9 protein-coding genes are annotated in these 8788 nt (G+C 71.7%); 2 read left to right on the top strand and 7 right to left on the bottom strand.

Annotated elements, in window-relative coordinates; translation table 11 throughout:
* Positions 1 to 48: 48 nt before the first annotated feature.
* On the bottom strand, positions 49 to 1230 hold the full coding sequence (locus ACFWX1_RS10785) for a CynX/NimT family MFS transporter (RefSeq protein WP_378386047.1): 1182 nt from the start codon (positions 1228 to 1230) through the stop codon (positions 49 to 51).
* Between the two features lie 159 nt (positions 1231 to 1389).
* On the opposite strand from ACFWX1_RS10785, the gene ACFWX1_RS10790 reads away from it, so the two are divergent.
* Entirely contained in the window at positions 1390 to 2079 is a 690-nt protein-coding gene (locus ACFWX1_RS10790; RefSeq protein WP_378386048.1) for a FadR/GntR family transcriptional regulator, read from the top strand.
* 45 nt (positions 2080 to 2124) lie between these two features.
* Here the strand turns inward: ACFWX1_RS10790 and map are convergent, their stop codons facing one another.
* From map to ACFWX1_RS10815, 5 genes are all read right to left on the bottom strand, one after another.
* A complete protein-coding gene (gene map, locus ACFWX1_RS10795) occupies positions 2125 to 2979 on the bottom strand; it encodes a type I methionyl aminopeptidase (RefSeq protein ID WP_378386050.1) in 855 nt (284 codons plus the stop codon).
* A 38-nt stretch (positions 2980 to 3017) separates the two neighbouring features.
* Positions 3018 to 4835: a penicillin-binding transpeptidase domain-containing protein gene (locus ACFWX1_RS10800; protein WP_378386052.1), complete on the bottom strand. Its 1818-nt coding sequence runs from the start codon at positions 4833 to 4835 to the stop codon at positions 3018 to 3020.
* An 85-nt stretch (positions 4836 to 4920) separates the two neighbouring features.
* Positions 4921 to 5775, bottom strand: a complete 855-nt coding sequence (locus ACFWX1_RS10805; RefSeq protein WP_378386054.1) for a GNAT family N-acetyltransferase — start codon at positions 5773 to 5775, stop codon at positions 4921 to 4923.
* 81 nt (positions 5776 to 5856) lie between these two features.
* Complete coding sequence (locus ACFWX1_RS10810; protein WP_378386056.1) at positions 5857 to 6261, bottom strand: VOC family protein; 405 nt, start codon at positions 6259 to 6261, stop codon at positions 5857 to 5859.
* Between the two features lie 4 nt (positions 6262 to 6265).
* Complete coding sequence (locus ACFWX1_RS10815) at positions 6266 to 7093, bottom strand: helix-turn-helix domain-containing protein (protein ID WP_378386058.1); 828 nt, start codon at positions 7091 to 7093, stop codon at positions 6266 to 6268.
* Between the two features lie 112 nt (positions 7094 to 7205).
* Here ACFWX1_RS10815 and ACFWX1_RS10820 point away from each other — a divergent pair, with 112 nt between their 5' ends.
* On the top strand, positions 7206 to 7460 hold the full coding sequence (locus tag ACFWX1_RS10820; protein ID WP_378330491.1) for a hypothetical protein: 255 nt from the start codon (positions 7206 to 7208) through the stop codon (positions 7458 to 7460).
* On the opposite strand, the gene ispG is transcribed toward ACFWX1_RS10820, so the two are convergent.
* Positions 7457 to 8608: a flavodoxin-dependent (E)-4-hydroxy-3-methylbut-2-enyl-diphosphate synthase gene (ispG, locus tag ACFWX1_RS10825; protein ID WP_378386060.1), complete on the bottom strand. Its 1152-nt coding sequence runs from the start codon at positions 8606 to 8608 to the stop codon at positions 7457 to 7459. The genes ACFWX1_RS10820 and ispG overlap by 4 nt on opposite strands.
* Between the last annotated feature and the right edge of the window lie 180 nt (positions 8609 to 8788).

Raw genomic sequence — 8788 nt, forward strand, 5'->3', positions numbered from 1 at the left:
CTTTCAGCGTGCTGAAAGCGTCCTTCAGGCCCCACCACCCCCGGGACGTCAGATGTAGCGGCGGCGTCCGGCCAGGAAACCGAAGGCGATCTGCGCGACGTAGACCGCCAGCATCACCAGCCACGGGACCGTCCAGCCGCCGGTCACGTCGTGCAGCGTGCCGAAGAGGAACGGGCCGAGTGCCGCCAGCAGGTAGCCGAAGCCCTGCGCCATCCCGGACAACCTCGCGGTGTCCTCGCCGCTGCGCGCCCGCAGGGCGATCACGGTGAGCCCGAGCGAGAACACGCTCATGCCCAGGCCGACCAGCACGCTCCACAGCAGCGGCACCGCGGCCGGCGCGACGAGCAGGCCGACCATCCCGGCGAAACCGCACAGCCCGAGCGCGACGATCCACATGCTCTGGCTGCCCTGCCGCGCGGCCACCGGCGGCACGACGAGGCTGATCGGGACGGCGATGATCGAGATCAGGCCGAGCAGCAGGCCCGCGTCCCCCTTGCTGACACCCGCGTCCATCAGGACCTGCGGCAGCCAGCCCATCACGACGTAGGCGAGGAAAGCCTGGAGGCCGAAGAAGATCGTCACGATCCAGGCCAATGGGACACGCAGCAGCGATCGGCTGCTCCCAGTGGCCGAAACCTCGGGCCGTGGCGCCCGCCCGGTGCCCCGGGCTGCCAGAATCCATGCGAAGAACGCGATCCCGGCGAGCACCGCCCAGCTGCCGAGTGCCTGCCGCCAGCCGCCGAGCGCGGTGTCCAGCGGCGGGGTGAGCGCCGAGCCGAGCGCGCCGCCGCCTTGGAGGGCGGCGGTGTAGACACCGGTCATCATGCCGATGCGGGCGGGGAAGGAGTCCTTGATGACCACCGGGATCAGCACGTTGATCAGCGCGATCCCCGCCGTCGCGACCAGGGTGCCGCCGAGGACGACGTACGGTCCGTCCAGCACGCGCAGCAGCAGCCCGGCCGTCAGCACCGCCAGCGCGGCGCCGATCGCCGAGCCGATGCCGAATCGCCGGGCGAGCAGCGGCGCCGCCATCCCGGCGGCGGCGAAGCACAGGCCGGGCAGCGTGGTGAGCACGCCGGCCCAGATCGAGGACGCGCCGAGACCGTCCCGCATCTCGCCCAGCAACGGCCCGACGCTGGTGATGGCGGGGCGCAGGTTCAGCGCGGTGAGCACCACCGCGACGGCCAGCAGCACGCCACCCGCGATCACCCCGGCACGGCGAGGTTCCACATCCTCTACGGCGCCTTCGAGTTCAAGTTCGAGACGTTCTGCATACCCTCGCTCCTCGGAGCGGGAATCGGCGGAGGAGGACGGGACGGAACCACGGGAATCGACACGCACGTCGGCTACTATGACATACGTAGGATGATTGGATGAAGGGATAACTCTGTGCCTTTGGCCACGACACGCCGGGCCGGTCTGGTGGACCAGGTCATCGAGCAGCTGCGGGGCGCCGTGACGCGCGGGGAATGGCCCATCGGCGAGCGCATCCCCACCGAACCCGAGCTGGTCGAGCAGCTCGGCGTCGGCCGTAACACCGTCCGCGAGGCCGTGCGCGCGCTCGCGCATTCCGGCCTGCTGGAAGTACGCCAGGGCGACGGCACCTACGTCCGCGCGACCAGTGAGGTGTCGGGCGCGATCCGGCGGCTGTGCGGCGCGGAACTCCGCGAGGTGCTGCAGGTCCGGCGGCTGATGGAGGTCGAGGGCGCGCGGCTGGCCGCGGCCGCGCGGACCGAGGAGGATCTCGCGGAACTGCGGGAACTGCTGGACCGCCGCGACGCCGACCTGCAGAGCAAGCAGGTCGCCGAATTCGCCCGCACCGACGCGGAGTTCCACCTCGCGGTCGTGCGCTGCGGGCACAACACCCTGCTCACCGAGCTCTACCGGGGGCTGTCGGAGGCGATCACCGCGAGCGTCGCGGCGACGCTCGACGACCCCGAGCACGCCCAGGAGATCAAGCACCGCGGGATCGTCGAGGCCATCGCCGCCCAGGACGCGGACCGCGCCGCCGCGGAGGCCTGCGGTTTCCTCGACGAGCTGCTCGCCCGGCTGGCGCGGAAGCAGCAGAACGAGCGGTAGCGGCGGGGCGTGCGGCGAGCCTCGCCCGTCGCACGCCGCCGCGGGCTACGGCAGGGTGAGGATCTCCGCGCCGTCGGCGGTGACCACCAGGGTGTGCTCGAACTGGGCCGTCCACTTCTTGTCCTTGGTGGTGACGGTCCAGTCGTCGTCCCAGATGTCGTAGTCGATGGTGCCGAGGGTGATCATCGGCTCGATCGTGAAGGTCATGCCCTCCTCGATCACGGTCTCGACCGAGGGCTCTTCGTAGTGCAGCACGGTGGGCGCCGTGTGGAAGGCCGGGCCGACGCCGTGCCCGGTGAAGTCACGGACGACGCCGTAGCCGAAGCGCTTGGCGTAGGACTCGATGACCCGCCCGATGACGTTGAGCCGCCGCCCCGGCCGCACGGCCTTGATGGCGCGCATGGTGGCCTCGCGGGTGCGCTCGACCAGCAGCCGGGCCTCCTCGGAGACGTCGCCCGCCAGGAACGTCGCGTTGTTGTCACCGTGCACGCCACCGATGTAGGCGGTGACGTCGATGTTGCAGATGTCCCCGTCCTCGATGACCGTGGAGTCCGGGATGCCGTGGCAGATGACCTCGTTGAGCGAGGTGCAGCACGACTTCGGGAACCGCCGGTAGCCCAGCGTCGACGGGTAGGCCTTGTGGTCGAGCAGGAACTCGTGGACCACCTTGTCGACGTCGTCGGTGGTGGCACCGGGCTTGACGGCCTTGCCGCCCTCCTCCAGCGCCTGCGCGGCGATGCGCCCCGCGACCCGCATGGCCTCGATCACCTCGAGTGTGCGCACGCCATTGCCGGAGTCCCGTTTCGGCGCGGGCTTGTCCACGTACTCGGGACGGGCGATGGTGGCGGGGACGGCACGGCGCGGCGTCTGGACGCCGGGCGTTAATGGAGCACGGGACATACCCTCCACCCTACGACGCGCCGCACGGCCCGTGTTCCTCAGGAACCGCTCTTCAGGAACCGGTGCGCGGCTTCGACCGCCGGTTTCGACGAGCCCGCGTCGGTGAGCAGCACCGCGAACGCGAGATCGCCGGTGTACCCGACGAACCAGCCGTGCGCGTGCGTCCCGTCGCCGAACTGGGCCGTCCCGGTCTTGCCGTGGACGTCCGGGAGGTCGCGCAGCCCGGTCGCGGTGCCCTCGGTGACGACGTCGCGCATCATGCCGCGCAGCGCGTCGAGCACCTCCTGGCGCGGCGGGAGACCGGTACCGCTCGCCTTCCCGGGCTGTCCCCGCACCAGCGACGGCACGGGCACCCGCCCGGACTGGACGGCGGCCGCGGCGAGCGCCATCCCGAACGGGCTGGCCACGACGGTGCCCTGGCCGATCGCGTTCTCCGCGCGCTGCGCCACCGTCTCCGCCGGCGGCACCGAGCCGGTCACCGTGGTCAGGCCGGGGACGACGAAGTCCGCCCCGACGCCCAGAGCTCGGGCGCTGTCGGTGAGCGCCGCGGGCGGCAGGTCGGTGGCCAGCCGCGCGAACGTCGTGTTGCAGGAACGGGCGAACGCGGTCGAGAGCGGCACGGAACCGAGCGCGAACTCCCCCTCGTTCGGCACCGTCCGGTTGGCGAACGTCGCGGTTCCCGGGCAGTCGACGGGACTGTCGGCACGCACCGAGCCCGCGGACAGCGCCGCCGCCGCGGTGACGATCTTGAACGTCGACCCCGGCGGGAACCGGCCGGCGAGCGCGAGCGAGCCCTGTTCGTCGGCCGCGTCGTTCTGCGCGACCGCCAGTAAGTCCCCTGTGGACGGTTGCACCGCGACGAGCGCCGCGGCCGCCGGTACCGGCTCCAGTGCCTTCTCGGCCGCGGACTGGAGCTTGGCGCTGAGCGTGCTGGTCACCGGAGGCGGCGTCTTCGCGGCCTGCAGGTACAGCTCGCCCGCTTCTCCCCCACCGGCGTCGAGGCTCACCACCCGCCAGCCCGCGGCACCCGCCGCCTGCTGTTCGACGAGGGACCGCACCGCGGGCAGCACCTGGCGCCCGGTGTCGCGGGTGGCCGGGAGCAGCCGTTCCTGACTGCTGAAGCGCACGCCGGGCAGGTCGTGGATCGCCGGTTTGACCCGCTGGTAGTCGCTCGCGCGCAGGGTGAGCACGGAGTACGAGCCGCCGGGTTTGGTGGCCTTGATGCCGTCGAGCACCGACTTCCCGGTCAGGCTGGGCTCCACACCGTGCAGCGCGGAACCGAGCCGCGTCGCGACGTCCTCGGCGTCCGGGGTCTGTGCCGGGTCGACCACGACGCCCACGACGGGCTGCGGCCGCAGCAGTGGGGCGCCGTCGCGATCGAGGACCGGGGTCAGCTGCGCGGGCGCGGGCCGGATCGCGAGACTCTGGCCGTCTTCGAGCTCGGGGTGGACGACCTGCGGCTGCCAGTGCACCTGCCAGCCGTTCTGCGCGGAGCGCACTTGCGCGGAAGAGGCGTAGGACCACTGCCGCCCGCCGGGGAGACGCCAGGTCAGCCGGTAGGTCCCGGTCCCTGAGGTGCCCGCCTTGTTGAGGTGCCGGTCGGTGACCTCGACCGACTCCGGCGCGAGCGCGGTACGGACCTGGGTCAGCGTCGCGCGGGCGGCGGCGGGGGCGTCGGTCGCATCGGCGGCGGCGCCGAGGTCACCGGACGCGACGGCGGCGAGGAACCCTTCGAGCACGTCGTCGGGTTCCTTCGCACCACACGCGGTGAGGGGGACGACGGCCAGCAACGCCAGTGCGAGTCCCGCGGTGCGACGTCGGGCAGGGTGGCGAGGGCGCGGTGGAGCGGGGCGCATGGGCCCGGATGGTGCCAGTTCGCCGTGGCCGTCGCGGTCCGCAACGCCGACCCGGAAGAGCGAACGCGCCGTCGGAAAAGGGCCGTCAGAACAGGACGGTCGCGTATTGGCCCACCTGTTTGAAGCCGATCTTGCGGTACGCGGCGAGCGCGGGGGCGTTGTAGCCGTTGACGTACAGGCTCGCGGTGCGGCCGAGGCCACGGACGAGGCGGGTGGCCACCGCGGCCGTGCCCGCGGTGCCGATGCCGTCGCCGCGGCGTCCCGGATGGACCCAGACGCCCTGGATCTGCCCGACGGTGGCCGACATCGCGCCGATCTCGGCCTTGAACACGACTTCGCCGTTCTCGAACCGGGCGAACGCGCGCCCGCCCGCGATCAGCTCGCTCACCCTGGCGCGGTAGCTGGCGCCGCCGTCGCCGCTGCGCGGGTCGACGCCGACCTCCTCGATGAACATCGCCACGGCGGCCGGCAGGTAGCGCTCGAGCTCGTCCGGGCGGACCGCGCGCACCCGGGGATCGGCCGCGACCAGCGGCGGCCCGTCGAGCGCCATCAGCGGCTGGTCGTCGCGGATCTCCCTGGCGGGGCCCCATTCCCCGGACAGCTCGTCCCACAGCCCGAGCACCTGCTCGGCCGGGCCGACCAGCGACGAGCAGCTGCGCTGCCGCCGCAGCGCCCGGTCCGCGAAGGACCGGAGCGCCGAAGCGTTGCCGCGCAAGGGAATCAGGTTGGGCCCGGAGAAGCACAGCCCCTGCAGGCGGGCGGCGCGGATCGGCCGTGAATCGGCCGCCCAGAGCTCACCGCCGAGCCGCCACGGGTCGAGACCGGCAGCCTCGACCCGGGCGCTGACCATGCAGCTGCCCACCGGGTCGGCGGCTAGCGCGGCACGGACCGCCGGATAGTCCCGATCATCGAGCAGCCGTGCACCTGCAAGCCGCAACACGGTGTCTAGCCTGCCAGATGAAGCGCGTGAACGGAACGCAAGCCTATGTATACGCTCGGACAAACCTCGTGCGTACAGCGGTTACGGCGCCCCGCGGTAGGTGCCGACGGTCCAGGAGTTGCCCTCCGGGTCGCGGAGGCTGAAGGTGTGCGAGCCGTAGTCGGTGTCGTGGAGGTCGAGAGTGATCTCCGCGCCTGCCGCGCGAACCCGCTCGTGGATCTCGTCGACGTGGTCCGAAACGACGTAGGCGGCTCCGGTCCCGGGCTTCATGCTGTCGTGCACGCCGTCCTGTTCGGGCCTGACGCTGCCGAGCATGACGCCCCCGCCCTCGGGCCAGCGGAGCTCGGCGTGCTGGACGATGCCGTCGTCACCCGAGACCACGAGGGCCTCGCGGAACCCGAGGACGTCGACGAGGAAACGGATGGCGGCGGGCGCGTCGTGGTAACGGAACGCGGGCCGGACGGTCGGTGCTGGTGTTTCGGTCATGTCCTCAGTCTGGTTCGCCGAAGACGTCGGAGTCTTGGAGGAACGGGAGCTCCTCACGGATCCACGTCCGCGGCGTACAGCCCGCCAGCGCGCGCCATTCGTTGGAAAGATGCGCCTGGTCGTAGAACCCGGACGCGACGGCGATACCGGCGAGGTCGACCGGTTCGCCGCGCCGGATCAGCGCCCCGGCCCGTTCGAAGCGCAGCACCCGCGCGACCTGCTTCGGGGCGAGGCCGACTTCGGCGCGGAACCGTTCGCCGAAGTGACGACGGCTCCAGCCGATCTCCTCGGCGAGTTCGGCGACGCGGACCTGACCTGCCGTGCCCCGCATCCGCCGCCAGGCTTCGTCGAGTTCCGGTGCGGGCTCGACCACTTCCTTCGCCCGCGCGGCGAGGACGTCGTCGAGGATGGCGAACCGCTGCTGCCAGGTCGGCGCCTCGATGAGCCGCTCGGGCAGGCTCGCGAGGTCCGGCAGGCCCAGTTCGTCCAGGCCGACGACGTAGCCGCTCAGTTCGGCCGCGGTGACGCCGAGCAGCGTCCGCACGCCGAGCGGGTCGAGTTCGAGATGGATCCCGGCCTGGACGAGGTCCTGCCGGATCAGGATGGCCTCGGTGTGCAGCCCGCCGACGAAGGCCTGCGCGCGTTTCGTGTACTCGGGACGCGGGCCCGCCATCCGCACCGGCTGCTCCAGGCTGATGATGAGCGTCACATGCCGTGACGGCAGGCCGCGGTGCACCGGCAACGTGACGTTCCGCTGCGCGTAGCCGAGATAGCGCGCGACCAGCGGCCGCACCACCGGGTGCGGCGTCCGGACGGCCCAGCTGACGCTCATGCGCCCAGCGTAGGCCGTGCTGTTCGTCAGCGGGACTTCACCGAGGTTTGCTAACACGGACAAGGGCGTTCCCCGCCCCACCACGCGTCCCCGCCGCACGAAGGAACCACCGATGACCATCCAGGAGCAGGCCCATCAGCTGGAGCAGCTGGCCGAGCAGGTCCCGACCGGGGTCGCGCTGGCGACCAAGAGCGAGCTGGAGGACCTGCGGTCGCTCGTGCTCGGGGTGCTGGGCGAGACGTCGACGGCCATCGCGATCCAGGGCGCCATCGAACTCGCCGGGCAGCAGGTCGACGAGCTGACCGCGGCGCTGGAGAACGTCAAGATCCAGATTCGCGACGCGGCCCAGCACCACCTCCAGGGCTAGCCCACCGTGACGACCGGCTCGCCCTCACCGGCGGTCTCGCCCGCCTCTTCGGCGATGCGCATGGCCTCCTCGATGAGGGTCTCGACGATCGCGTGCTCGGGCACGGTCTTGATGACCTCGCCCTTGACGAAGATCTGGCCCTTGCCGTTGCCGGAGGCGACGCCGAGGTCGGCCTCGCGCGCCTCGCCGGGACCGTTGACGACGCAGCCCATCACGGCCACGCGCAGCGGGATCTCCATGCCTTCCAGGCCTGCGGTGACCTCGTCGGCCAGCTTGTAGACGTCGACCTGCGCGCGGCCGCACGACGGGCAGGAGACGATCTCCAGCTTGCGCGGGCGGAGGTTGAGCGACTGCAGGATCTGGGTGCCGACCTTGACCTCTTCCACCGGCGGCGCGGACAGCGACACGCGGATGGTGTCGCCGATGCCCTGGCGCAGCAGAGCGCCGAAGGCGACGGCGGACTTGATCGTGCCCTGGAACGCCGGGCCGGCCTCGGTGACGCCGAGGTGCAGCGGGTAGTCGCACTGCGCGGCGAGGATCTCGTAGGCGCGCACCATGACCACCGGGTCGTTGTGCTTGACCGAGATCTTGATGTCGTGGAAGTCGTGCTCGGCGAACAGCGACGCCTCCCACAGCGCCGACTCGGCCAGCGCCTCCGGCGTCGCCTTGCCGTACTTGTCCATGATCCGCTTGTCCAGCGAACCGGCGTTGACCCCGATCCGGATCGGCGTGCCGTGGTCCTTCGCGGCCTGCGCGATTTCCTTGACCTGGTCGTCGAACTTGCGGATGTTGCCCGGGTTCACCCGGACCGCGGCACAGCCCGCCTCGATCGCGGCGAAGACGTACTTGGGCTGGAAGTGGATGTCGGCGATCACCGGGATCTGCGACTTCTTCGCGATCGCGGGCAGCGCCTCGGCGTCGTCGGCCGACGGGCAGGCGACGCGCACGATGTCGCAGCCCGCCGCGGTCAGCTCGGCGATCTGCTGGAGGGTGGCGTTGACGTCGGCGGTGAGTGTCGTCGTCATCGACTGGACCGAGATCGGGTGCTCGCTGCCGACGCCGACCGGCCCGACCTGCAGCTGGCGGGTGGGGCGGCGCTCGGAGAGGACGGGCGGTGGCAGGGCTGGCATACCTAGCGCAACGGTCACGGCTCCCAGCGTACCTACTCCGACCGGGGAGCCTTCACCAAGTCAACCGTGACGGTGAGCAGCATTACGGCCGGTGCGGGGCGGGGGGGGCGCGCGGGCCGCCCCGCCGCTGCGCGGGGGCGCGGCCAAAATCGCCGCGGGGTGAGTGAGGGGGGCCCGGCGTGTGCGGGGTAATCGGGC

Source organism: Amycolatopsis sp. NPDC059021 (assembly GCF_042739895.1).
GTDB lineage: Bacteria > Actinomycetota > Actinomycetes > Mycobacteriales > Pseudonocardiaceae > Amycolatopsis.

Bases quoted from the DNA above. Each gene is read 5' to 3' on its own strand.
- map (WP_378386050.1), bottom strand. From the start codon at position 2,979: ATGTCCCGTGCTCCATTAACGCCCGGCGTCCAGACGCCGCGCCGTGCC.
- ACFWX1_RS10810 (WP_378386056.1), bottom strand. From the start codon at position 6,261: ATGACCGAAACACCAGCACCGACCGTCCGGCCCGCGTTCCGTTACCAC.
- ACFWX1_RS10800 (WP_378386052.1), bottom strand. From the start codon at position 4,835: ATGCGCCCCGCTCCACCGCGCCCTCGCCACCCTGCCCGACGTCGCACC.
- ACFWX1_RS10815 (WP_378386058.1), bottom strand. From the start codon at position 7,093: ATGAGCGTCAGCTGGGCCGTCCGGACGCCGCACCCGGTGGTGCGGCCG.
- ACFWX1_RS10820 (WP_378330491.1), top strand. From the start codon at position 7,206: ATGACCATCCAGGAGCAGGCCCATCAGCTGGAGCAGCTGGCCGAGCAG.